Origin of the sequence: Cryobacterium sp. SO1 (assembly GCF_004210215.2) — a bacterium.
In the GTDB taxonomy this organism is placed as follows: domain Bacteria; phylum Actinomycetota; class Actinomycetes; order Actinomycetales; family Microbacteriaceae; genus Cryobacterium.
Window position 1 is genome coordinate 1090040 of record NZ_CP067394.1, and the last position, 22914, is coordinate 1112953.

At 66.5% G+C, this 22914-nt stretch carries 17 protein-coding genes; 13 read left to right on the top strand and 4 right to left on the bottom strand.

Features of this window, described 5'->3' with window-relative positions:
• Positions 1–54 precede the first annotated feature (54 nt).
• Both gcvP and BJQ95_RS05170 read left to right on the top strand, forming a co-directional pair.
• On the top strand, positions 55–2952 hold the full coding sequence (gcvP, locus tag BJQ95_RS05165) for an aminomethyl-transferring glycine dehydrogenase (RefSeq protein WP_130178179.1): 2898 nt from the start codon (positions 55–57) through the stop codon (positions 2950–2952).
• 173 nt (positions 2953–3125) lie between these two features.
• A complete protein-coding gene (locus BJQ95_RS05170) occupies positions 3126–3632 on the top strand; it encodes a hypothetical protein (protein WP_130178180.1) in 507 nt (168 codons plus the stop codon).
• A 62-nt stretch (positions 3633–3694) separates the two neighbouring features.
• Here BJQ95_RS05170 and BJQ95_RS05175 read toward each other — a convergent pair whose 3' ends face one another.
• Together BJQ95_RS05175 and BJQ95_RS05180 are read right to left on the bottom strand one after the other, a co-directional pair.
• Entirely contained in the window at positions 3695–4504 is an 810-nt protein-coding gene (locus tag BJQ95_RS05175) for a CPBP family intramembrane glutamic endopeptidase (protein WP_240694795.1), read from the bottom strand.
• Positions 4501–4893: a thiol-disulfide oxidoreductase DCC family protein gene (locus BJQ95_RS05180; protein ID WP_130178181.1), complete on the bottom strand. Its 393-nt coding sequence runs from the start codon at positions 4891–4893 to the stop codon at positions 4501–4503. Before BJQ95_RS05180 ends, BJQ95_RS05175 begins: the two co-directional genes overlap by 4 nt.
• Positions 4894–5195: 302 nt before the next feature.
• Here BJQ95_RS05180 and BJQ95_RS05185 point away from each other — a divergent pair, with 302 nt between their 5' ends.
• The 11 genes from BJQ95_RS05185 (at position 5196) to BJQ95_RS05235 (ending at position 20360) form a co-directional block, all read left to right on the top strand.
• The gene (locus BJQ95_RS05185; protein WP_130178182.1) at positions 5196–6815 is read left to right on the top strand and encodes an ABC transporter substrate-binding protein; all 1620 of its coding nucleotides are present in this window, start codon (positions 5196–5198) and stop codon (positions 6813–6815) included.
• A gap of 115 nt (positions 6816–6930) precedes the next feature.
• A complete protein-coding gene (locus BJQ95_RS05190) occupies positions 6931–7860 on the top strand; it encodes an ABC transporter permease (protein WP_130178183.1) in 930 nt (309 codons plus the stop codon).
• On the top strand, positions 7850–8791 hold the full coding sequence (locus tag BJQ95_RS05195) for an ABC transporter permease (RefSeq protein WP_130178184.1): 942 nt from the start codon (positions 7850–7852) through the stop codon (positions 8789–8791). The genes BJQ95_RS05190 and BJQ95_RS05195 overlap by 11 nt, the downstream gene beginning before the upstream one ends.
• Positions 8788–10536: an ABC transporter ATP-binding protein gene (locus tag BJQ95_RS05200; protein WP_130178185.1), complete on the top strand. Its 1749-nt coding sequence runs from the start codon at positions 8788–8790 to the stop codon at positions 10534–10536. The genes BJQ95_RS05195 and BJQ95_RS05200 overlap by 4 nt, the downstream gene beginning before the upstream one ends.
• A gap of 66 nt (positions 10537–10602) precedes the next feature.
• The gene (locus BJQ95_RS05205) at positions 10603–11220 is read left to right on the top strand and encodes a PH domain-containing protein (protein WP_130178186.1); all 618 of its coding nucleotides are present in this window, start codon (positions 10603–10605) and stop codon (positions 11218–11220) included.
• Between the two features lie 350 nt (positions 11221–11570).
• Positions 11571–12554 (top strand): ABC transporter permease, encoded by a 984-nt coding sequence (locus tag BJQ95_RS05210; RefSeq protein WP_130178187.1) that lies wholly within the window; start codon positions 11571–11573, stop codon positions 12552–12554.
• Between the two features lies 1 nt (position 12555).
• Positions 12556–13491: an ABC transporter permease gene (locus tag BJQ95_RS05215; RefSeq protein ID WP_130178188.1), complete on the top strand. Its 936-nt coding sequence runs from the start codon at positions 12556–12558 to the stop codon at positions 13489–13491.
• Positions 13484–15640 (top strand): ABC transporter ATP-binding protein, encoded by a 2157-nt coding sequence (locus BJQ95_RS05220; RefSeq protein ID WP_256041533.1) that lies wholly within the window; start codon positions 13484–13486, stop codon positions 15638–15640. Before BJQ95_RS05215 ends, BJQ95_RS05220 begins: the two co-directional genes overlap by 8 nt.
• An 84-nt stretch (positions 15641–15724) precedes the next feature.
• The gene (locus BJQ95_RS05225; RefSeq protein ID WP_130178189.1) at positions 15725–17419 is read left to right on the top strand and encodes an ABC transporter family substrate-binding protein; all 1695 of its coding nucleotides are present in this window, start codon (positions 15725–15727) and stop codon (positions 17417–17419) included.
• Positions 17420–17877: 458 nt separating this feature from the next.
• Complete coding sequence (typA, locus tag BJQ95_RS05230; protein WP_130178190.1) at positions 17878–19788, top strand: translational GTPase TypA; 1911 nt, start codon at positions 17878–17880, stop codon at positions 19786–19788.
• 113 nt (positions 19789–19901) lie between these two features.
• On the top strand, positions 19902–20360 hold the full coding sequence (locus BJQ95_RS05235) for a hypothetical protein (protein ID WP_130178191.1): 459 nt from the start codon (positions 19902–19904) through the stop codon (positions 20358–20360).
• A 68-nt stretch (positions 20361–20428) separates the two neighbouring features.
• On the opposite strand, the gene efeB is transcribed toward BJQ95_RS05235, so the two are convergent.
• Positions 20429–21730 (bottom strand): iron uptake transporter deferrochelatase/peroxidase subunit, encoded by a 1302-nt coding sequence (gene efeB / locus BJQ95_RS05240; RefSeq protein WP_130178192.1) that lies wholly within the window; start codon positions 21728–21730, stop codon positions 20429–20431.
• 14 nt (positions 21731–21744) lie between these two features.
• The gene (gene efeO / locus BJQ95_RS05245; protein ID WP_130178193.1) at positions 21745–22914 is read right to left on the bottom strand and encodes an iron uptake system protein EfeO; all 1170 of its coding nucleotides are present in this window, start codon (positions 22912–22914) and stop codon (positions 21745–21747) included.

Below are 22914 nucleotides of genomic sequence, written 5' to 3' on the forward strand. Positions count from 1 at the left end.
AGCCCGACCCGACCCGACCCGACCTGACCGACCCCGGAAAGAGCCTCTCCACACATGTCGCAGCCCTTCACCCAGCGTCACATCGGCACGGATGCCGACGCGCAGTCCCGCATGCTGGCCGTCCTCGGCCACTCCAGCGTCGAGTCGCTCGTCAACGCGGCCGTTCCGGCCACCATCCAGGTCGAGCAGTACCGCCGCGAGGGTGACAGCACCCTGCCGCCGGCCGCCACCGAGCGGCAAGCCATCCAGGAGCTGCGCGCCCTGGCCGACAAGAACACCGTCAAGCGCTCGATGATCGGACTCGGCTACTACGACACGATCACGCCCGCCGTGATCAAGCGCAACGTGCTGGAGAACCCCAGCTGGTACACCGCATACACGCCGTACCAGCCGGAGATCAGCCAGGGCCGCCTCGAGGCCATCATCAACTTCCAGACCATGGTCGCCGACCTCACCGGCATGGCCACCGCCAACGGGTCGATGCTCGACGAATCCACCTCGGTCGTCGAGGGCATGCTGCTGGCCCGCCGGGCGTCGAAGTCACCCTCGAACCGCTTCATCGTCGACGCGGATGCGCTGCCCCAGACCCACGCGCTGCTCGGCAACCGCGCGCACGCGCTCGGCATCGAACTGGCCGTGCTGCCCCTGGACGAGAGCACCACCGCGGAGGACCTCGGCGATTACTTCGGCATCTTCGTGCAGTATCCCGGTGCATCCGGCCGCATCTGGAACCCCGCCGCTGTGATCGCCCTCGCGCACGAGAACAAGGCCCTGGCGGTGGTGGCCGCGGACCTGCTCGCCCTCACCCTGATCACCTCGCCCGGCGAACTCGGCGCCGACGTGGCCGTGGGCACCAGCCAGCGCTTCGGCGTGCCGATGGGCTTCGGCGGACCGCACGCCGGCTACCTCGCCGTGCGCAAGGGCCTGGAGCGTCAGATGCCCGGCCGCCTCGTCGGCGTGAGCGTCGACGCCGCCGGACACCCCGCCTACCGCCTGTCGCTGCAGGTGCGCGAACAGCACATCCGCCGCGACAAGGCCACCTCCAACATCTGCACCGCCCAGGTGCTGCTCGCCGTCATGGCCGGCATGTACGCCGTGTACCACGGGCCCGACGGCCTCAAGGCGATCGCCACCGAGGTGCACGAACGCGCCGGCGCCCTCGTCGCGGCCCTCCGCGCCATCGACGTCGAGGTCAACAACGGCAGCTTCTTCGACACCGTGCGGGTCTCGGTCGCCGCGGGTGCCGCCGACATCGTCGCCCATGCCGCCGCAGCCGGCTACAACCTGCACCAGGTCGACGGCACCACCATCGGCATCTCGGTCGACGAGACCACCACCACAGCCGACGTCGCCGCCGTGGTCGGCTTCTTCGGCGGCCGCGACGCCTTCGGCCACGTCGACCTCAGCACGATCGAGGCCGGCCTGCCCGAGGACCTCGCCCGCACCAGCGGCTATCTCACCCACGCCGTGTTCAACACGCACCGCTCGGAGACGAGCATGATGCGCTACCTCAAGCGCCTCGCCGACTACGACTACGCGCTGGACCGCGGCATGATCCCGCTGGGCTCCTGCACCATGAAGCTCAACGCCGCCACAGAGATGGAGGCCGTCACCTGGCCCGAGTTCGGCGGGCTGCACCCGTTCGCGCCGCGAGCCGACGTCGAGGGCTACCTCGAACTCATCCGCCAGCTCGAGACCTGGCTGACGGATGTCACCGGCTACGACTCCGTGTCGCTGCAGCCCAACGCCGGCAGCCAGGGTGAACTCGCCGGGCTCCTGGCCATCCGCGGGTTCCACCTCGCCAACGGCGACGTGGACCGCACGGTCTGCCTCATCCCGTCCAGCGCGCACGGCACCAATGCCGCATCCGCCGTGCTGGCCGGCATGCGCGTGGTGGTCGTCGCCTGCGACGAGCTTGGCAACGTCGATCTCGACGACCTCCGTGCCAAGATCGCCGAGCACGCCGGCGCTCTCGCCGCACTGATGATCACCTACCCGTCCACCCACGGGGTGTACGAGCACGAGGTCGGCGCCATCTGCGCCGCGGTGCACGACGCCGGCGGCCAGGTGTACGTGGACGGCGCAAACCTGAACGCCCTGCTCGGCTTTGCCCGATTCGGCGACTTCGGCGGCGACGTGTCGCACCTCAACCTGCACAAGACCTTCTGCATCCCGCACGGCGGCGGCGGCCCCGGCGTGGGACCGGTCGCGGCCAAGGCGCACCTCGCGCCGTTCCTGCCCGGGCACCCGCTCGCGCAGGACGACGTGCACTACCTGCTCGGCGCCACCGGTGCCGAGACCGTGGTGCACGGCGGTGGCCCGGTCTCGGCCGCTCCCTACGGCAGCCCGAGCATCCTGCCCATCTCGTGGGCCTACGTGCGCATGATGGGTGCCGACGGCCTCAAGCAGGCCACCGGCGCCGCCGTGCTCGCGGCCAACTACGTGGCCAAGCAGCTCAGCGACCACTACCCGGTGCTCTATGCCGGCGACAACGGCCTGGTCGCGCACGAATGCATCCTCGACCTTCGCCCGCTCACCGCGGCGACCGGGGTCACCGTCGACGACGTGGCCAAGCGCCTCGTCGACTACGGCTTCCACGCGCCCACCATGAGCTTCCCGGTGGCGGGCACCCTCATGGTGGAGCCCACCGAGAGCGAGGACCTCGGCGAGATCGACCGGTTCATCGAGGCCATGATCGGCATCAAGGCCGAGGCGGATGCCGTGGCCGCCGGCACCTGGCCGGCCGACGACAACCCGCTGCACAACGCGCCGCACACCGCCCAGAGCGTGATCGAGGGGGAGTGGACGCACCCCTACGACCGCGAGACGGCCGTGTACCCGGTGCGCTCGCTCATCCGCAACAAGTACTGGGCGCCCGTGCGCCGCATCGACAACGCCTACGGCGACCGCAACCTCGTCTGCGCCTGCCCGCCGCCCGAGGCTTTCGAGTAATTCCCCCTCGCGAACTGAGAGAAAAGCCCCAAGAATTTCGAATTCTTGGGGCTTTTCTCACGGTTCGCGGACCGGATGCGCATGGTTGCTATTCCGGACGGACCTCCCGTACGTTGGACGAGCATGTCAAACGATGCCGGGACTTTCCCGGCATGCGGAAGGGGGCGAATCTCATGATTCGCAAAAAAAAGACATTCGCCTTTATCGGTTCAACACTGGGGATCGTCGGGGGGCTGATGGCTTTCCCGGCCGCCGCGAATGCCGCTGAAACAGTGTGCGAGCCCGGCTATGTGGATACCAGCTTCACGCAGTCCGCGTCGGGCTTCGAGGCCGCCGGCTCAACGGCCGGAAGCAACGGCACCGATACGACGCGGGAAATCACCTTGCAGGTGCAGCACGAAAGTACCCACTCGGCGAGTGTCACCGGTTCCATCTCGTTGGACTCGGTCCTGTCGCCCGTCAAGGCCCAGCTCGCCGCCACGGCAACTGCCAGCGAGAGCTGGACGGCCGGGGCGTCCATCCCGGTGACCCTCGCACCCGGCGAGACGGCAACGGTCGTCTATGGGTATTCCACCGTGACTTTCTCGGGGTCACAGAGAACCTGCACAGGTGCCGGGCAGTTCGGCCCGTCTACGTCCTTCTCGGGCCAGGCGCCGACCGGAACGCAATTCAACCTGTAGCGGACCCGCGGCCCGTCGTGCCCCACCTGAGGGCGACGGGCCGGCTCATCGCACGTGCGCATTCAGGACGGAGCAAGCAGCCCTGGCCACCAGGCGAGGGCAAGCGGGTAGCCGACGAAAGAGAGGATGTCGAGCACCCAGTGCGCGATCACCAGAGGCATCACCCGCCCCCAACGCAGGTAGCACCAGCCGAAAACCACTCCCATCAGCGCATTGCCCACGAACGGTCCGATGCCCTGATAGAGGTGGTAGCTGCCGCGCAGTAGCGCCGCCGAGATGATGATGGTCCAGGCGTTCCAGCCCAGCTCGCGCAGCCGGGTGAAGAGGTAGCCCACCACGATGAGCTCCTCACTCAGCGCGGCGCGGAGCCCTGAAAATACCAGGATCGGGATCGTCCACCAGAAGGTGTCCAGCGGCGAGGGCACCACGGCCACCGTGAAGCCCAGCGCCCGGCCGGCCAGGTAGAGACCGAGACCCGGGATGCCGATGAGCAGCAGCAGCCCGCCGCCGCGCAGAAGATCTCGGCGCGGCTCGGTGAAATCCACCCCGAGCCGACGGAACGAGCTCTGACCGGGCCGCCACAGCAGGTAGAGCACCAGGGCCACCGGGAACAGCGAGAAAACTATGCCAAGGAATTGGTAGGTGAAGTCCAGCCACTCGCGCGTGGACTGCGACCCGTTGATGGTCGCCGACTGATCGCTGAGCGCGACCTCCGCGGTCAACCTGGAGATGATCGACACGACCGAGTACACCGCTGAGGCGCCGAGCGAGAGCCCAAGCACGATCGCGATCTCCCAGCGCAGCCGCACCCGCGACGCGGCCGAGCCGGATGAGGTGGCCGGGCCAGCCGGGCCAGGGGACATGTTGCTCATGCCGCGCCCGGCATCCGGCACGCCGGAGTGCCGCCGGGCAGACGGTACCGGTACCGGGCCACGAGGTGATATCCGGCGTCCGCCAGCCACGACCACGGCGGCACAGTGGCCAACCAGCCGAGCATGCGCAGAGCCGCATGCGGTTGGCCGCGCAACAAAGCGGCGACGGCGCCGGCACCGCCGTAACGCCGGCCACCGGTGACGAACCACACCCTGGACCTCGCCTCCTCCTCGGTCAGCCCGAAATCCGGAAGGTCGGCCCGTTGGAACGGCACGGTAGAGGGCACCTTGGGCATCGTGCGCTCCAGCCACCGCACTGCGGTCGTGCAGAAGCCGCAATCCCCGTCGAAGATGAGGGTGGCGGGCTGTTCGGGCAGGTGTCTCGACATCCCTCTATCTTGCGCCCTGACGGTTGACCGGCGCACGAACGAGCCAGAAACCGCTCTCATGAAACCGCTTGCACACGCCGTTCGGACCAATGTCCCAAGCATCGTGAGAGATCCTCGCAGGATTCGCAGATAAAACTGGCAATTTCCTCCTCCGCGCAAGAATCGTGCGTCTTATGTTTCTGCTCGGTAACGTTTGCTGCCACGTTTTGCACCCGGCGCGAGACCTACCTATGGTTTTGATAACTAGAGCACCGCTATGGTCTCGAACCACTGCGGCGCCAACCCTTTGCACAGGAGGAATTTTGAAGAGATCCCGCATGGGCCTGAGCGCCCTCGCGCTCATTTCGGTGAGCGCCCTGGCGCTGGCCGGTTGCGCTTCGTCGAACGACGAACCGGCCGCTCCGGCCGGAGACTCGTCTGCCATCGTCAGCACGAACGGCAGCGAACCGCAGAACCCGTTGATCCCGACCAACACCACCGAAACCGGTGGCGGCAAGATCATGACGTCTCTTTTCGCCGGTCTGGTCTCCTACGACGCTGACGGGGCCATCGAGAACGAGGTCGCCAAGTCGATCGAGTCCGACGACGCCACCAACTGGACCGTCACGCTGAACGACGGCTGGACCTTCACCAATGGTGAAGCTGTCACCTCTTCCTCCTTCGTGGATGCTTGGAACTACGGTGCGCTGTTCAGCAACGCCCAGGGTGCCTCCTACTTCTTCGACGACATCGCCGGCTACAACCCCGAGGCCGATGCCGAGCTGGCGGGTCTCAAGGTCGTCGACGACACCACGTTCACCGTCGAGCTTGCCTCGCCCGAGGCCGACTGGCCGCTGCGCCTCGGCTACACGGCCTTCATGCCGCTGCCGAGCGCCGCGTACGACGACATGGCCGCCTTCGGTGAAAACCCGGTCGGCAACGGCCCGTACATGCTCGAGGGCGAAGGCGCCTGGGTTCACGAAGAGGGCATCAACCTGGTGACCAACCCCGACTACGACGGTGTTCGCAAACCCGTAAACGGCGGACTGAACATCATCTTCTACGCCACTCCGGATGCCGCCTACGCGGATGTCCAGGGCGGCAACCTCGACGTTCTGGATGCTATCCCGGACTCGGCGACTGAGACCTACCAGGATGAATTCGGTGACCGTGCTGTCAACCAGCCCGCCGCCATCTTCCAGGCCTTCAACATGCCCTACTACCTCGAGCACTGGAGCGGCGAAGAGGGAGAGCTGCGTCGTGCAGCCATCTCGATGTCGATCAACCGCGAAGAGATCACCGACGTCATCTTCCAGGGCACCCGTACCCCGGCAACTGACTTCACCTCTCCGGTCATCGACGGCTACTCCGACCAGCTCGACGGCGCCGAGGTTCTCGAATACAACCCCAAGGAAGCCGTGAAGCTGTGGGCTGAAGCCGACGCCATCGCACCATACGGCGACACCGTTTTCGACATCGCCTACAACTCAGACGGTCCCCACCAGGCTTGGGTCGATGCCGTCGCCAACAGCATCAAGAACACCCTGAGCATCGACGCGGTCGGCAAGCCGTACCCGACCTTCGCCGCGTCGTTGGAGGACCGTGACGCCCAGAAGCTGACCGGTGCCACTCGCGCCGGATGGCAGGCCGACTACCCGTCGCTGTACAACTTCCTCGCGCCGCTGTACCAGACCGGTGCGGGCTCGAACTACGAGGGCTACAGCAGCGAAGAGTTCGACACGCTCCTCAAGGAGGGTGCCGCTGCGGAAACCGTCGAAGACGCGACCGCGAAGTACCAGGACGCTCAGGAGGTTCTGCTGAAGGACCTGCCGACGATCCCGCTGTGGTACTCCAACGTCAACGGCGTGTGGGCTGAAAGCGTCGGCGACGTCGTCTTCGGCTGGGATTCAGTCCCGCTGTATCACCAGATCACCAAGGGATAACACCTAGTTCCACCCGCAGTGCGATGTCCGGGGCGTCAAGCCCCGGACATCCCACTGACTAGACTCATTCAGTGATTGCGACCCTCATGCACAAACGAACTACGGAGCTCACCTGATGCTGTGGTACACAGGCAGGCGCCTCCTACAGATGATTCCCGTCTTCTTCGGCGCGACTTTTCTGATTTACTTCATGGTCTTCTCCCTGCCGGGCGATCCCATCGCCGCCCTCTACGGCGACCGGCCGCCGGCGCCAGGCGTGATCGAACAGATCCGGGCGCAGTACAACCTGGACAAGCCGTTGCTCCAGCAGTACGCCATCTACATCGGCAACTTCTTTCAGGGTGACCTCGGCACCACCTACTCCGGCCGTCCCGTCACCGATGTCATGGCCTCCGCCTTCCCCATCACATTCAGGCTGGCGATGCTGGCCCTGGCCTTCGAGGCGTTCTTCGGAATTCTTGTCGGCCTCGTCGCGGGCCTGCGCAAGGGCAAGCTGTTCGACGCCAGCGCCCTCGTCGTCAGCCTGCTGCTCATCAGCGTTCCGACCTTCGTCATCGGGTTTGTCTTCAGGCTGGTGTTCGGCGTTCAACTGGGCTGGTTCCGAACCACGGTGAGCGGGGAGGCCCCGTGGGGCGAGTTGGTGCTTCCGGCGATCGTGCTGGCATCCGTTTCCTTCGCCTACATCGTTCGTCTCACCCGGGCTAGCGTGGCCGACAATCTCAATGCCGATTTTGTTCGCACCGCCACGGCCAAGGGTCTGTCCCGCGAGCGGGTCGTCACCGTCCACGTCCTCCGCAACTCCCTCGTCCCCGTCGTCACGTTTCTCGGCGTCGACCTCGGCTCACTCATGGTCGGTGCGATTGTCACCGAGGGAATCTTCAACATCAACGGCGTCGGCGGCACCGTCTTCAAGGCCATCAAGCTCGGTGAAAGCACCACAGTGGTGTCCTTCATTGCGGTCATGGTCGTGATCTTCGTCGTTGCCAACCTGCTCGTCGACCTGCTGTACGCAGCTCTGGACCCAAGGATTCGTTATGCCAAATAAGCCTGGCCAGGCCCACTTCGTCGCGGAGCTGGAAGACACCCCGGTAGCCGATATCGACAAACTCGACGCGAACGAGAAGGCGCGCAGCACCTGGGCGGATGCCTGGGCGTCGATGCGCCGCCGTCCGACGTTCTGGATTTCAGCGGCATTGATCCTGCTGATCATGGTCGTGGCACTGTTCCCCACTCTCTTCACGCCGGTCGATCCGAGGCAGTGCGACCTCGGCAACAGCAACGGAGACCCCGAAGCTGGACACCCGTTCGGCTTCAACCGTCAAGGATGCGACGTCTTCGCGCGGACGATTTGGGGCACCCAGGCGTCGGTGACCGTCGGGCTGCTTGCGGCAGGTGTCGTCACGCTGTTCGGAATCATCGTCGGCTCCCTTGCCGGCTATTACGGCGGCTGGCTCGACGCCCTCGTCTCCCGCATCGGCGACATCTTCTTCGCCATCCCCACGGTTCTCGGCGCCATCGTGCTGATGTCGGTGCTCCCCGTGGCAACGCCTGCGACCGTCGCGTTCGTACTGTCGATCTTCGCCTGGCCGCAGATCGCTCGAATCATGCGGGGCGCGGTGCTGTCAGCGACGAATTCCGACTACGTGATGGCCTCGACTGCGCTCGGAGTGTCGAAGTTCCGTATCCTGCTGCGTCACGTCGTGCCCAACGCGATCGCCCCGGTGATCGTGATCGCCACCGTATCGCTCGGCACATTCATCGTCGCCGAAGCGACGTTGTCGTTCTTGGGCATCGGGCTGCCGCCGAGCGTGATGTCGTGGGGGAACGACATCGGCACGGCACAGGCATCCATTGTCACCAGTCCGCAGGTGCTTCTGTATCCCGCGGCCGCCCTGTCCATCACGGTGCTCGCGTTCCTGATGCTCGGCGACATTCTGCGCGACGCGCTTGACCCGACGGCGAGGGCCACTCGATGAGCCAGACACTGCTTGATACCACCCCGGAGGGAATCGGGAAGAACGAGCAGCCATTGCTCCAGATCCGAAACCTCGAGGTCGGCTTCCAGACCCAGCGTGGTGTGGTTCCCGCCGTGCGTGGGGTAGACCTCACCCTGTACGCCGGTCAGACCCTCGCCATCGTGGGGGAGTCGGGCTCGGGCAAGACCACCACCGCGCAATCGATCATCGACCTGTTGCCGGGCGCCGGCAAGGTGACCGGCGGGCAGATCCTGTTCGAAGGTCGCGATCTCACCACGCTGAACGCCAAGGAGATCCAGGCCGTTCGAGGCAACTTGATCGGCTATGTGCCGCAAGACCCGATGTCCAACCTCAACCCGGTCTGGAACATCGGTTTCCAGGTCGAGGAGGCCATCAAGGCCAACAACGTCGCCCAGGGCAAGGAAGCCCGCGCCCGCACCATCCAGGTGCTGCAGGAAGCCGGGCTCAGCGACGCTGAGGACCGTCTCAAGCAGTACCCGCACCAGTTCTCCGGCGGAATGCGCCAGCGTGTGCTGATCGGAATCGGCCTGTCCGCACGACCCAAGCTGCTCATCGCCGACGAGCCCACCTCGGCACTCGACGTCACCGTGCAGCGCCAGATCCTGGACCACCTGGGCACCCTCACCCGCGATTACGGCACCAGCGTGCTGTTCATCACCCACGACCTCGGCCTGGCCGCGGAGCGCGCCGAACAGCTCGTCGTCATGTACAAGGGCAAGGTTGTCGAGTCCGGTCCGTCTCAGGAGATCCTGGCGAATCCCCGGCACCCGTACACGCAGCGGCTCGTGTCTGCGGCACCGAGCCTGGCGTCGCGGCGGATCCAGTCGGCCAAGCACGCAGGCGCCGACTCTGCCGAGATCTTCGGCGAGGGCTCGCTCGACAAGACCCTGATCGCGCGCGCCGCCGAGCGTGAGAACGCTGCACCGGTCAAGGACCTGATCTCGGTGCAGGATATTTCCAAGGTGTACCGCATCCGTAAAAAGGGCCTGCGCACGGACGAGCTCCGTGCCGTCGACGGAGTGTCCTTCGGCATCCAGAAGGGCACCACCACGGCTCTCGTGGGCGAGTCCGGTTCGGGCAAGTCCACCGTGGCCAAACTCATCCTCCAGCTTGAGGGCATCACCAGCGGATCCATCGAGTTCGACGGTCAGGATGTCGCCGGCCTCAAGGGCAAGGATCTGCTCAAGTTCCGCCGCCGCGTGCAGCCGGTGTTCCAGGACCCGTACGGCTCGCTGGACCCGCAGTACAACGTGGGCAACACCATCGCCGAGCCGCTGCTCGCGCACGGTGTCGGCACGGCAAGCGAGCGCCAGGCGCGCGTCAAGGAACTGCTCGAACAGGTCTCCCTGCCGTGGGCGTCGCGCTTCCGCTACCCGGGCGAACTCTCCGGTGGCCAGCGCCAGCGCATCGCCATCGCCCGCGCGCTCGCCCTCAAGCCCGACGTGCTCGTGCTCGACGAGGCCGTGTCGGCTCTCGACGTGCTCGTGCAGGGCCAGGTGCTGAACCTGCTCACCGAGCTGCAGACCGAGCTGGGCCTGACCTACCTGTTCATCACGCACGACCTGGCCGTCGTGCGCCTGGTCGCCGACAACGTCTGTGTGATGCAGAAGGGCCGCATCGTCGAGGCGGCGTCGACCGACGATGTCTTCGACAACCCGCAGCAGGCCTACACGCAGGAACTGCTCGCCGCCATCCCCGGCGGTAACTTCCAGTTCGGCCGCTAGGTCTGAGCGATCTGACTGCCCCTCGGCTTCGGCCGGGGGGCAGTGTTGTCAGCGAGGAGATGACACGTGGTGCTGACACGGCCCAGCCGCCCTGCGGGTGTCGTTCTGCGAGCACGGATGTCGGTGGGCGTCGGCGTGGCCCTCCTGGCCCTGTGTCTTCTACTGCTGGGCGACGCGATCGTGCGCGGGCGGTGGGATGTGGCCGTTCTCGCGCTGCCGGTACTGGTTGTGGTGGTCTGGCTGGCGCTCGAGGTTTTCCTGAGACCGGGCATCCGCCTGCACCCGTACGGCATCACCGTGATCAACCCGCTGGTGACCACCGAGGTGCCCTGGCTGGCGGTGACTGACGTGACCACGGGTTTCCTGGTGGCCGTCGAGACCGTCGACGGACGGCGCATCCGGTGCTGGGGTGCACCCGCCGGGACGCGTCCTGAACGTGCCGTCGCCGAGCGCGGTGGGCGCGCGGGTGCTCGAGGCCTACCGGCGGGCGGTCGCACGCCGGCGCACCGTGTGATCGAAGCGCACTGGGCGCAATATGGCGTGCCCGGCGTGCCCGGCGTGCCGTGCGCCGTCAACGGGAAGGCTGCGCGGCCTCGACGACGGGTGCACTGGCTGACGGTGACGGTGACGCTGGCGGTGTCGGCGGCTGCTGCGGCACTCTCCCACGCCCTCGTGGGCAGCTGACGGGCTCGCCGGAGGCGCCCGTGCCGGTGAAACCGCAAACGCGGGAAACGGCGCAGGTCGTCGTTGTTTACGAGGATTTCGTGCGCAATCCATGGAATCACGGCTTTTTTGTGCAAAAGGTGTGTTTGCTGCGAAATCGCCGACAGGGCACCCCTAGGCTCACTTCAACATCTGCGGAGCCAGACGCTCTGGTCTGCACCGTGCTTCTCCTGGGGGAGCTGAGGGGAACATTGTGATTCGTATCAACGCTTTTTCCGTGTCCAGCGTCACCACCGACGGCTCCATCAAGCCGGATTCACCCTGCGCGCAACGGCGGTCGGCCAGGCTCTAACGGCGGGGCCGGCCCGCACGTGGTCCTCTACACCCTGCGTCGATTCGTCAACTACGCCATCCTCTCCGCGATCGCCACCTGCCTCGCGTATGTGATTGCCAGCCTCGCGCTGGACCCCGCGGCCAAGTACTACGGTCGCAACCCGCAGCCCAGCGCCCAGGTCATCGAAAGCATCCTCAACGGCCTCGGCGTCAACCCCGATGTGCCCGTCCTCGTGCGGCTCTGGAACTGGATTCTCACGCTGGTCACCCAAGGCTCCCTCGGAGAGACCGTCGGCGGTCGTTCGGTCGTTGCTGAGATCGTCACCCGCTCCGGGGTGAGCCTTCAATTGCTGCTGTTGGGTTCCATCATCGGCGCCATCCTTGGTGTGGTTCTGGGCGTCTGGGGTGCTGTCAAGCAGTACTCGCTCAGTGACCAGACCGTCACGTATAGCTCGTATCTGGTCTTCGCGACTCCCACGTTCGTGATCGGCGTGCTGCTCATGATCGGCGCGACGCTGCTGAACGGCATCGTCGGCCAACAGCTGATCACCTTCACCGGGTCGTACTCGGCCGGTCTCACGGGCTCCTGGTGGGACCTGCTGGTGGACCGTGCCGTGCACCTGCTGCTGCCGACGATCGCGTTGGTCCTCACCGGCGCCGCCAGCTACTCCCGATACCAGCGCAGCGTGATGCTCGATGTGCTCGCGTCCGACTACATCCGCACCGCCCGCTCCAAGGGCCGTTCACGCAACTCAGCCCTGGTGCGTCACGGCGTGCGGGTGGCGCTGATCCCCATGTCGACGTTCTTCGCCTACAGCTTCGGCACCCTCGTCTCCGGATCGATCATGCTCGAGATCGTGTTCTCCTTCCACGGCATGGGGGAGTTCACCCTGCAGGCCATCACCCAGAGCGATATCAACGCCGTCGCCGGTTCCACGCTGTTCCTGGCCGTGCTGGTGTTGTTCTCCTCGACCCTGTCCGAAATTCTCTACGCAGCACTCGACCCCCGAGTGAGGAACTGACATGTCGATAGTCGAAGGCACCAGCGCCACCCTGGCTGCCGGACCGGAGCCAGAAGAGACGCCCGTCGCGCTCGCCCGCAAGCCGTTGTCCCGCGGCCGGCTGATCTGGAACCGGCTGGTGCACACCCCGAGATTCTGGATCGGTGCCGTCGCCATGGCCATCATCGTGCTCTGGGCCGTCTTCGGTCCGATGCTCTACCCGGTGGATGCCTTCAGCCGCGATCCGTTGAACATGGGCATGGGCCCGACCCAGTTGCACTGGTTCGGCACCAACAACATCGGCCAGGACATCTATGCCCAGACTCTCGTCGGATTGCAGAAGTCCCTGGTCATCGGCCTGATCGCTGGCCCTCTTGGTACCTTGATCGCCGCCGTGGTGGGGTCGGTGGCGGGGTATGTCGGCGGTGTCGTCGACAGCGTGCTGGTCTGGCTGATCAACCTGCTGCTCGTGCTTCCGTCGTTCATCCTGCTGGTGATCCTCAGCCCCCTCTTCAAAGACCTGTCCTGGGTGTTCCTCACCGTCTTCCTGGCCGGTTTCAGCTGGATGATCATGGCCCAGGTGATCAGATCCCAGACCCGATCGCTGCGCGGCCGCGACTTCGTCAAGGCGGCCAGGTACATGGGCGTGCCGATGCCCACCATCCTGGCCAGGCACATCATCCCCAACGTGGCGTCGCTGCTGATCATCGACGCGACGCTGGGCGTGGTGGCCATGATCATGGCGGAGACCAGCCTGAGCTACTTCGGCTTCGGCATCCGTGCCCCCGATGTGTCGCTGGGCACGCTGCTGTCAGAGGGCACCGGAGCCGCCGTCACCCGGCCGTGGCTGTTCGTGTTCCCTGCCGGGGTGCTCGTCGCCACCCTCTTCGCCGTCAGCCTCATCGGGGACGCCCTGCGCGATGCCGTCGACCCCACCTCGGGAGTGAACCGTGACTGATCTTCTCACCGGCACCACCGGCGCCGACCGTTCGCGGCGCAGCAGTCCGCTGTTGCAGGTGCGCAACCTCTCGGTGACCTTCCCGCAGCGCAGCGGCCCGCCGGTGGACGCGGTGCGCGGTATCAGCTATGACGTGCACGAGGGCGAGTTTTTGGGCATCGTGGGGGAGTCGGGGTCGGGCAAGTCGGTGTCGTCGCTGGCGCTGATGGGCCTCCTGCCCAGCTCCGCTCAGATCACCGGCAGCATCGACTTCGACGGGCATCAGCTGCTGGAGATGAACGACCGGCAGCTGTCCAGGCTCCGCGGCCGGCAGATCTCCATGATCTTCCAGGACCCGCTGTCGGCCCTCACCCCGGTGTACACGGTCGGCGACCAGATCGCCGAGGCTCTGCTGCTGCACGACGCGGCGTTGAGTAAGCAGGCCGCCCGTGCCCGGGCCGTCGAACTGCTGAAGGTGGTGGGCATCCCCGCGCCGGAGCGCCGGGCCAAGGCCTTCCCGCACGAATTCTCCGGCGGCATGCGCCAGCGCGCCATGATCGCCATGTCGATCGCCAACGACCCCAAGCTCATCATCGCCGACGAGCCCACCACGGCACTGGACGTCACCATCCAGGCCCAGATCCTCGAGGTCCTGGAGAAAGCCAAGGAGCTCACCGGCGCGGCCGTGGTGTTGATCACCCACGACCTCGGCGTCGTCGCCGGTCACGCGGACCGAATCGCCGTGATGTACGCCGGCAAGCTGGTGGAGAACGGCAGCACGGCCGACGTCTTCAGCGAACCGCACATGCCGTACTCCATCGGGCTGCTGCGCTCGGTGCCGAACATGCAGACCGCCGGCACCCAGCGACTGGTCCCGCTCGAGGGGCGGCCGCCATCGCTCACCGCCCTGCCGCCTGGCTGCCCGTTCGCCGCCCGTTGCCCGATCGCGCTCGATGTCTGCCGAGAGGTGGAACCCCTCCTCGCCGCGCACGGTGAACTGGCGGCTTCCGGTGCGTCCGACGCCGCCCACGTGGCCGCCTGCCACCGCTCGGGGGAGATCGCCTCGGGGGCCCTCACCCGCGCCGAGGTCTTCCCCCGCCCCGAACCGCTGGAGGTGCAGCACTCGGGGCCTCGAGAGGCTCAGGTTCCGGTGTTGACCGTCACCGGTCTCAAGCGCCACTTCCCGCTCACCAACGGCGGAATCTTCTCCCGTCGCATCGGCACCGTACGAGCCGTCGACGGCGTCTCGTTCTCCATCCAGCCCGGTCAGACCCTCGGCCTTGTCGGTGAGTCCGGCTGCGGCAAGTCCACCACCATCCTCGAGATACTCGAGATGACCAAGCCCCAGGGCGGTCAGATCCTCATCGACGGCACCGATATCGGCACGGCCAGCCGGGCCGAGAAGCTGAAGCTGCGGAAAGACGTGCAGATCGTCTTCCAGGACCCGATGGCAGCCATCGACCCTCGACTGCCGATCGGCGAGGTGATCGGGGAGCCTCTCACCTTGCATGGCGTCGGCCGGGCCGAGCGTCGCGCCCGGGTGCAGGAACTACTGGACCTGGTGGGTCTGGACCCGCAGATGGCCGACCGTTACCCGCACGAATTCTCCGGCGGCCAACGTCAGCGCATCGGCATTGCCCGCGCCCTGGCCACGAACCCGCGCCTAGTGGTGCTCGATGAGCCGGTCTCCGCTCTGGACGTTTCGATCCAGGCCGGCGTGATCAACCTGCTCGAAGACCTCAAGGAACGACTCGGGCTGTCTTACCTCTTTGTGGCCCACGACCTGGCCATCGTGCGCCAGATCGCCGACACCGTCGCCGTCATGTACCTGGGCCGCATCGTGGAGTACGGACCGGTCGCCGAGGTGTTCGCGCACCCGCGGCATCCGTACACCCAAGCTCTCATCTCGGCTGCCCCGATTCCCGACCCCGCCATCGAACGCAGCCGAACGAGGGTGCTTCTCGAGGGCGACCTGCCCAGCCCTACCGAGGAGATCACGGGCTGCAACTTCCGCACCCGTTGCCCGCTGTACCGGCTCCTTGACCCGGCGGCTCAGTCCTTGTGCGCCACCGACGACCCTCCGCTCGTCGCCCATGACAGCGTCGACGCTGCCTGCCACCACGTCGACCGCAACACAATCGTCGATTCTGCGTTGTCTTTCGCCCCCTGAGTTTTCCCGCCCCAGCAACCCGACCGCTCCACCAGCCAGACACAGCACGTACAGCCCGTCACCAAGTTATGAAGGAGAAACCCTATGCGTCCTAGAAACACCGCATTTGCGGCAGTCGCCGTTCTGAGTGCGTCGGCCCTACTGCTCACCGCCTGCGCCCCGGGCAACACCGCCACTGACACGTCGAGTTCCGGTACCACCGAGGAATTGCCGAGCACCGCCTGGACCGCCTCCGACGCCGCTGACGTGCAGGACGGCGGCACTCTCAACCTGTCCATCGGATCCATGCCGGTGAACTGGAACACGTGGGAGGTCGACGGCAACGAGGTCGACTCCGTCAACACGGTCCTTCCCACAACGGGTGGACCGATCCGGATCGCCGAGGACGGCACACCCGAGGTGGACCTGGACTACGCGATCTCGGCAGAGGTCATCAGTGACGATCCCCAGGTTGTGGAGATCAAGCTGAACCCCGATGCGGTCTGGCAAGACGGCACACCCATCACCTACAAGGATTACGTCGCCACCTGGCAGGCCGTCAACGGCAGCAACGAGGCCTACCTGCCGGCATCCACGGCGGTCTTCGAAGACATCACCGCGATCGAGTCCACCGGGACCGACTTCGACTTCACCATGACGTTCGACAAGATCACCGCCGACTGGCAGTCGATCCTGGTCGGCGCTCCCGGCGTTCTCCCGGCGGCCGCCGCAGCAACGCCGGAGAGCTTCAACGCCGGTTTCGTCGACGCCCCGGTGCCGTCGTCGGGTCCGTTCATGATCTCTGACATCGACACCTCCGGCCAGGTCGTCACCCTGGTGCAGAACCCGCTCTGGTGGGGCGAGGCCCCCAAGCTCGACACCATCATCGTGAAGGTCATCGACGCCGGAACCGCGCCCACGTCCTTCGGCAACTCCGAGACCGACGTGCTCTACATCTCTTCCAACGCCGACGCCTTCCAGACGGCACAGAAGCGCACGGATGCCGAGATCCAGGCATCCGGCGGGCTCACCTGGACCCATGTCACCATGAACGGCTCCAAAGGTCCGCTCGCCGACGTCAAGGTTCGCCAGGCCGTCGGGCACGCCGTGAACCGTGAGCTGATCTCCGAATCCGCCAACACCCCTGTTGGCGTTCCCGCCACCACGCAGGGCAGCTACGTGTTCATGCCCGGCCAGAAGGGCTATGAAGACAATGTGGGAGCCGCCATCGGGTTCGACGTCGACGCCGCGGCCGAGCTGTTCGACGAGGCCGGTTACCAACTGAACGACGACGGGCTGCGCGAAAAGGACGGTGACGTGCTGACCCTGTCGATCACGGTTCCCGCCGAGACCCCCACGAACAAGCAGCGCGCCGTTCAGGTGCAGGCCGACCTCAAGGACGTGGGTGTCACCGTCGAACTCGACGAGGTTCCCTCCGCCAAGTACTTCTCGGACTACATCATCCCCGGCGACTACGAGATGACGAGTTTCTCCTGGCAGGGCACAGCGTTCCCGATCTCGTCGACGGAAGCGCTGTTCTCGCCGGTGGACTCCGAGTCGAACTTCACCGGGATCACCGATGACAAGCTCCAGGGCCTGTTCGACGAAGCCAACGCCGAGCTCGATCCCGACGCCCGGCTGAAGATCGCCGACAAGATCGACAAGGTGCTCGCCGCCTATGTGCCGATCATCCCGGTCGCGCCGCTGCCGAACGTGTACGCGGTGAAGTCCGGACTGGTCAACTACGGGGCCAAGCAGTTCCAGTCGGTCGACTGGACGGTGGTGGGCTGGGCCAAGTAGACCAGCATCGCTAGAACGCGGATGGGACGTGGCCGCCGGCCGCGTCCCATCCGTCGTCTACCGGATGTCTTCGGGTCGCACCACGTCGTCGGGCGAGCTTGTCGAGACCGGGTGCGTCGGTCTGTGGATGCGGCTGCAACGAGCCATAGGCCGTCTCGCGGGGTCTCGACGGGCTCGACCAGCGAGAGTGTTGCGCGAGCCGGATCGACTCGCGAGCGCCGATGGGGCGCTTCCGTCTCGGTGGTTGAGCTTGTCGAAACCTAGTGACCCGGCTGTATCCGTTTGCCGGCGGTTCATCGGCAGGGAACGCCCTGTATAGAGCAGGGATCGGCCCCGGCCCGACGCGAAGTGGGTCGAGTGCGGTAGCATAGACCCCTGGGTCCATAGTGACCCCACTCATCCACTCTGCGCCGCGAGCGATTTTCCGCGGCATCCATTCTTCGTAAGGATCTATTTTTATGGCGATTGCTACCCGCAATAACCTCCGGAATGTTGCAATCGTTGCCCACGTTGACCACGGCAAGACGACGCTGGTCGACGCGATGCTCCAGCAGACGAACTCCTTCGCCGAGCACTCGCACACCGAAGAGCGCGCGATGGACTCCAACGAGCTCGAGCGCGAAAAGGGCATCACCATCCTCGCCAAGAACACGGCGATCTCGTACAAGGGCATCCACGCCACCGACGGCCCCATCACCATCAACGTCATCGACACCCCCGGCCACGCCGACTTCGGTGGAGAGGTCGAGCGCGGCCTGTCCATGGTCGACGGTGTCGTGCTCCTCGTCGACGCCTCAGAGGGCCCGCTGCCGCAGACCCGCTTCGTGCTGCGCAAGGCACTTGAGGCGCACCTGCCCGTGATCCTCCTGGTCAACAAGACCGACCGTCCCGACGCGCGCATCGATGAGGTCGTCGAAGAGAGCCAGGACCTGCTCCTCGGCCTCGCCTCCGACATGGCCGACGACGTGCCCGACCTGGACCTCGACCTGGTCCTGAACGTGCCGGTCGTCTACGCATCCGGCCGCGCGGGCGCTGCCAGCCTCACCAAGCCGGAAAACGGCTCACTGCCCGACAACGACGACCTCGAGCCGCTCTTCGAAGCGATCCTCCAGCACATCCCCGCTCCCGTCTACGACGACGAGCACCCGCTGCAGGCCTGGGTCACCAACCTCGACTCCTCGCCGTTCCTCGGCCGCCTCGCGCTGCTGCGCGTCTTCCAGGGCACGATCAAGAAGGGCCAGACCGTGGCCTGGGTCAAGCACGACGGCACCGTTTCCAACGTGCGCGTGACCGAGCTCATGATCACCAAGGCCCTCGACCGTTACCCGGCCGAGAGCGCCGGCCCCGGTGACATCGTCGCCGTCGCCGGTTTCCCCGACATCACCATCGGTGAGACCCTCGCCGACCCCGACGACGTGCGCCCGCTGCCGACCATCACGGTGGACGACCCCGCCATCTCGATGACCATCGGCACCAACACGTCGCCGCTCATCGGCAAGGTCAAGGGCCACAAGCTCACCGCCCGCATGGTCAAGGACCGTCTCGACAAGGAGCTCGTCGGTAACGTCTCGCTCCGTGTTCTCGACATCGGCCGTCCGGACGCCTGGGAAGTCCAGGGCCGTGGCGAGCTCGCTCTCGCCATCCTGGTCGAGCAGATGCGTCGTGAGGGCTTCGAGCTCACCGTCGGCAAGCCGCAGGTGGTTGTCAAGCGCGTCGACGGCAAGATCCACGAGCCGTACGAGCACCTCACCATCGACTCGCCCGAAGAGTACCTCGGCGCGATCACCCAGCTCCTCGCCGCCCGTAAGGGTCGCATGGAGAACATGGCGAACCACGGCACCGGCTGGGTCCGCATGGAATTCATCGTCCCGTCGCGCGGCCTGATCGGCTTCCGCACCGAGTTCCTCACGGACACCCGCGGTACCGGTATCGCCAACGCGATCTTCCACGGCTACGAGGCCTGGGCCGGCACCATCAACACCCGCACCAACGGCTCGATCGTCGCCGACCGCGCCGGTGTTGTCACGCCGTTCGCGATCATCGCCCTGCAGGAGCGCATGTCGTTCTTCGTGAACCCGACCGAAGAGGTCTACGAGGGCATGGTCATCGGCGAGAACTCGCGCGGTGACGACATGGACGTGAACATCACCAAGGAGAAGAAGCTGACCAACATGCGTCAGTCCACCTCCGACACGTTCGAGTCGATGACGCCGTCCAAGCAACTCACGCTCGAGCAGTGCCTCGAATTCGCCCGCGAAGACGAGTGCGTCGAGGTCACCCCCGCCGTCGTTCGTATCCGCAAGGTCGAGCTCGCCGCATCCGCTCGTCAGCGAAACGTCTCGCGTCTGAAGAAGCAGGACGCGAACTAGTTCACAGCATCACCTGACCGCAGGCATCCCGTTCCGGCTTTCCGGCGCGGGGTGCCTGCGGTTTTTGCCACCCGCTCCCGCATCTCGCGCGCGCCCAAGCACCTGAGGACCTCATGACCACTGGATTGAAGACGACGTCACCGCTGCGGTTGGCCCTGGCCCTGGTGGCGTTGCTGGCCGTGGCGCCGGCGCTGGCGGGCTGCTCCGACGGCCAGGTGCAGGATGCCGTGAACGGCGCCGTGCAGGGCGCCACCGACGGCGATGTGAGCCTGGGCGGCGCGTTGCCGGACGGCTGGCCGGCCGAGATCCCCGTCATCGACGGGGAGATCAAGTTCGGCGCCGGCAACACCACCAACGGCGATCAAGGCTGGGTGGTCACCGTGGCCTCCAGTGCCGCAGACCCGCTGGCCGACGCGGAACAGAAGCTCGTGGACGCCGGCTTCGTGCCCGACACCAGCGCCTCGGCCAATGTGGGCGACGTCGGGGTGGTGGCGATGACGAGCGAGAGCTTCACCGTCAGGATCGCCGGCACCCCCGACGGTGTGCTCTACACGGTCGCACCGGCCGCATAACCCCTCGCGAACCGTGAGTTAAGCCCCGAAAACTCGCGCTATCAGGTGCTTAGCTCACGGTTCGCGGGTCAGGCGAAGAGGGGTGCGCCCACGTAGGAGCCCCTCGCGGCGCCCGGAGGCACCACGAAGAGGGCCGAGCCGACGTGGCGGATGTACTCGTTGAGGGCATCGTTACGGGCCAGGTTCAGCTGCACGGCCGTGAAGCTCGCCGGGGTGCGCTGGAAGCTGATGAAGAACAGCCCGGCGTCCAGACGGCCGAGCTCATCGTTGCCGTCGACGAAGTTGTAGCCCCGGCGCAGAATGCGGATGCCGTCGTTCTGGGCGGGATGCGCCAAGCGCACGTGCGCGGCGGTGTCGATGAGCGGCTGCTCGGCGCGCCCGGCGATCTCGAAGTCGGGTTCGGTGAACTCGGTGCCGCCGGACAGCGGCGCGCCCTCACCCTTGTTCCGGCCGATCACAGTCTCCTGCTCGCGCAAGCTGGTGCGGTCCCAGGTCTCGATGGTCATCCGGATGCGCCTGGCCACCAGGTAGGACCCGCCGGCCAGCCAGGCCGGCCCGTCGCTCGCGCCCACCCAGAGGTGCTCGGTGACCGCGGCGGGCTCCTCGGCCTTGATGTTGGCGGTGCCGTCCTTGAACCCGAACAGGTTGCGCGGGGTGGCCTGGCTCGTGCTCGTGGACGAGGTGCGACCGAAACCGAGCTGCGACCACCGGATCGCCGCCCGGCCGAACGCGATGCGGGAGAGGTTGCGGATGGCGTGCACGGCCACCTGGGGGTCGTTCGCGCAGGCCTGGATGCAGAGGTCGCCGCCGCTCCTGGTCTCCTCGAGCATGTCGCCAGGGAAATGCGGCAGCTCCACCAGGTCCGCCGGCCGGCGGGCGGCCAGGCCGAACCTGTCGACGCCGCCCGCGGTCTGGAAAAGGGCCGGCCCGAAACCGAACGTGATGGTCAGCCCTGCCGGCGGCAGCCCGAGGGCCTCGCCGGTGTCCTCCGGCGGAGCATCGTACGGCCCGCTGACGGAACCGTAGTCGCCGACGTCCGCCCCTGCGGTCATCGCGGCGGCCGCCACGCTCCAGTCCTGGAGCAGTTCGATGAGGTCGGCCCTGGTGGTGCCGTCGGCGACGTCGAACGCGGCGAAGTGCAGCCGGTCCTGGGCCGGGGTGACGATGCCGGCCTGGTGCTTCTGATAGAACGGGTACACCCCGCCGTCGCTGGACTGGGCGGAGGACGCCGCCACGGCCAGCGCGGCCCTGTCGCCGGCGATGCCCAGCCCGAGACCAGCCACCCCGACCCCGGCCAGGCCGAACAGGCCTCGCCTGGACAGGCCGCTGGGTGCCTGCGCATCCGTTGTGGGGTCGGGGGAGTCGGTCATCTGCTGTTCTTTCGTTAGAGCACGAGCGTAGCGGTCAGCTGGTTCAACGGCTCGCCGAGGGCGTTCACCTGGTCGGCGAACGCCTTGATCTCGGCCGGGGTGAGCTCGGTGTAGAGGGTGAAGCCGTCACCCACGCGCTGGGCGTCCAGCAGCGCTTGCAGCTCGCTGAACTCGGTGTCGAGCTCGGCGGCCAGATCGGCGTCCTCCTCGAGCAGGATGTCGCGCACCCCGGCGTAGAGCACCTTGGCCCCGTCGATGTTGGCCTGGAAGTCCCACAGGTCGGTGTGCGACCAGAACTCTTCCTCGCCGGTGACCTTGCCGGTGGCGACCTCGTCAAGCAGGCCGATGGCTCCGTTGGTCTGCTGGGACAGGGTGAAGTCCAGGTCCTGCACCTTGTCGTTCAGCGTGGTGGTGTCCTCGACGAGCAGGTCGGCTAAGTTCTGGCGCTGCTCGGGCGTGTAGGCGGTGAAGCCGGCCTCTGCTTCGGCCGGCCAGAGGTCCTTCTCGATGGCGTGCCAGCCGGTCCAGTCCTGGCCCTCTTCAAGGTCGGCCTCACGCAGGTCCAGCTGCGGGTCGAGGTCACCGAACGACTCTGCGACAGTTTCCACACGCTCCCAGTGGGCCCGGGTGGGTGCATACAGGGCGCGGGCGGTGTCGTCGTCGCCGGCCAGGTAGGCGTCGGCGAAGGCCTGGGTGCCGGTGAGGAGCTGGGCGATCTGGTCGCGCACGTAGGCCGCATAGTTGGTGTTGGCCAGGGCGACCTGGGCGTCCAGGTCGGCATCGACCACGACGTCGTCGCCGGAATCGGTGACGGTGAATGCCTTCTGGTCCATGCCCGCGCCGACCATCCCTGGCTTGCAGGTGGTCACGTAGCGACCGGGCTTCAGCTGCACGACCAGGTCGCGGCTGAGGCCGGGGCCGATGTTCTCCACCTCCCCGACGATGCGCAGGCCGTCTTCTGCGAGCAGGTAGAACTCGGTGACCTGATCGCCGGAGTTAGTCACGGCGAAGCTCACGTTGCCCGACGGGGCCTCGGCGGCCGACACCGTGCAGGCATCCGCGCTGCTGTCGACGGTGAGCGCAGCGCCGGTCGAGTCGGTGTCTGTGGCGTTGGCGACACAGCCGGTGAGGGCCAACAGGCCCACGGCTGAGGCGGCGACGAGGGGGAGGAGACGGGCGCGCAT

What these genes read in the sequence shown, in the direction of transcription:
- gcvP (WP_130178179.1), top strand. Translation starts at nt 55, where the DNA reads ATGTCGCAGCCCTTCACCCAGCGTCACATCGGCACGGATGCCGACGCG.
- BJQ95_RS05170 (WP_130178180.1), top strand. Translation starts at nt 3,126, where the DNA reads ATGATTCGCAAAAAAAAGACATTCGCCTTTATCGGTTCAACACTGGGG.
- BJQ95_RS05175 (WP_240694795.1), bottom strand. Translation starts at nt 4,504, where the DNA reads ATGAGCAACATGTCCCCTGGCCCGGCTGGCCCGGCCACCTCATCCGGC.
- BJQ95_RS05180 (WP_130178181.1), bottom strand. Translation starts at nt 4,893, where the DNA reads ATGTCGAGACACCTGCCCGAACAGCCCGCCACCCTCATCTTCGACGGG.
- BJQ95_RS05190 (WP_130178183.1), top strand. Translation starts at nt 6,931, where the DNA reads ATGCTGTGGTACACAGGCAGGCGCCTCCTACAGATGATTCCCGTCTTC.
- BJQ95_RS05195 (WP_130178184.1), top strand. Translation starts at nt 7,850, where the DNA reads ATGCCAAATAAGCCTGGCCAGGCCCACTTCGTCGCGGAGCTGGAAGAC.
- BJQ95_RS05200 (WP_130178185.1), top strand. Translation starts at nt 8,788, where the DNA reads ATGAGCCAGACACTGCTTGATACCACCCCGGAGGGAATCGGGAAGAAC.
- BJQ95_RS05215 (WP_130178188.1), top strand. Translation starts at nt 12,556, where the DNA reads ATGTCGATAGTCGAAGGCACCAGCGCCACCCTGGCTGCCGGACCGGAG.
- BJQ95_RS05225 (WP_130178189.1), top strand. Translation starts at nt 15,725, where the DNA reads ATGCGTCCTAGAAACACCGCATTTGCGGCAGTCGCCGTTCTGAGTGCG.
- typA (WP_130178190.1), top strand. Translation starts at nt 17,878, where the DNA reads ATGGCGATTGCTACCCGCAATAACCTCCGGAATGTTGCAATCGTTGCC.
- BJQ95_RS05235 (WP_130178191.1), top strand. Translation starts at nt 19,902, where the DNA reads ATGACCACTGGATTGAAGACGACGTCACCGCTGCGGTTGGCCCTGGCC.
- efeB (WP_130178192.1), bottom strand. Translation starts at nt 21,730, where the DNA reads ATGACCGACTCCCCCGACCCCACAACGGATGCGCAGGCACCCAGCGGC.
- efeO (WP_130178193.1), bottom strand. Translation starts at nt 22,914, where the DNA reads ATGCGCGCCCGTCTCCTCCCCCTCGTCGCCGCCTCAGCCGTGGGCCTG.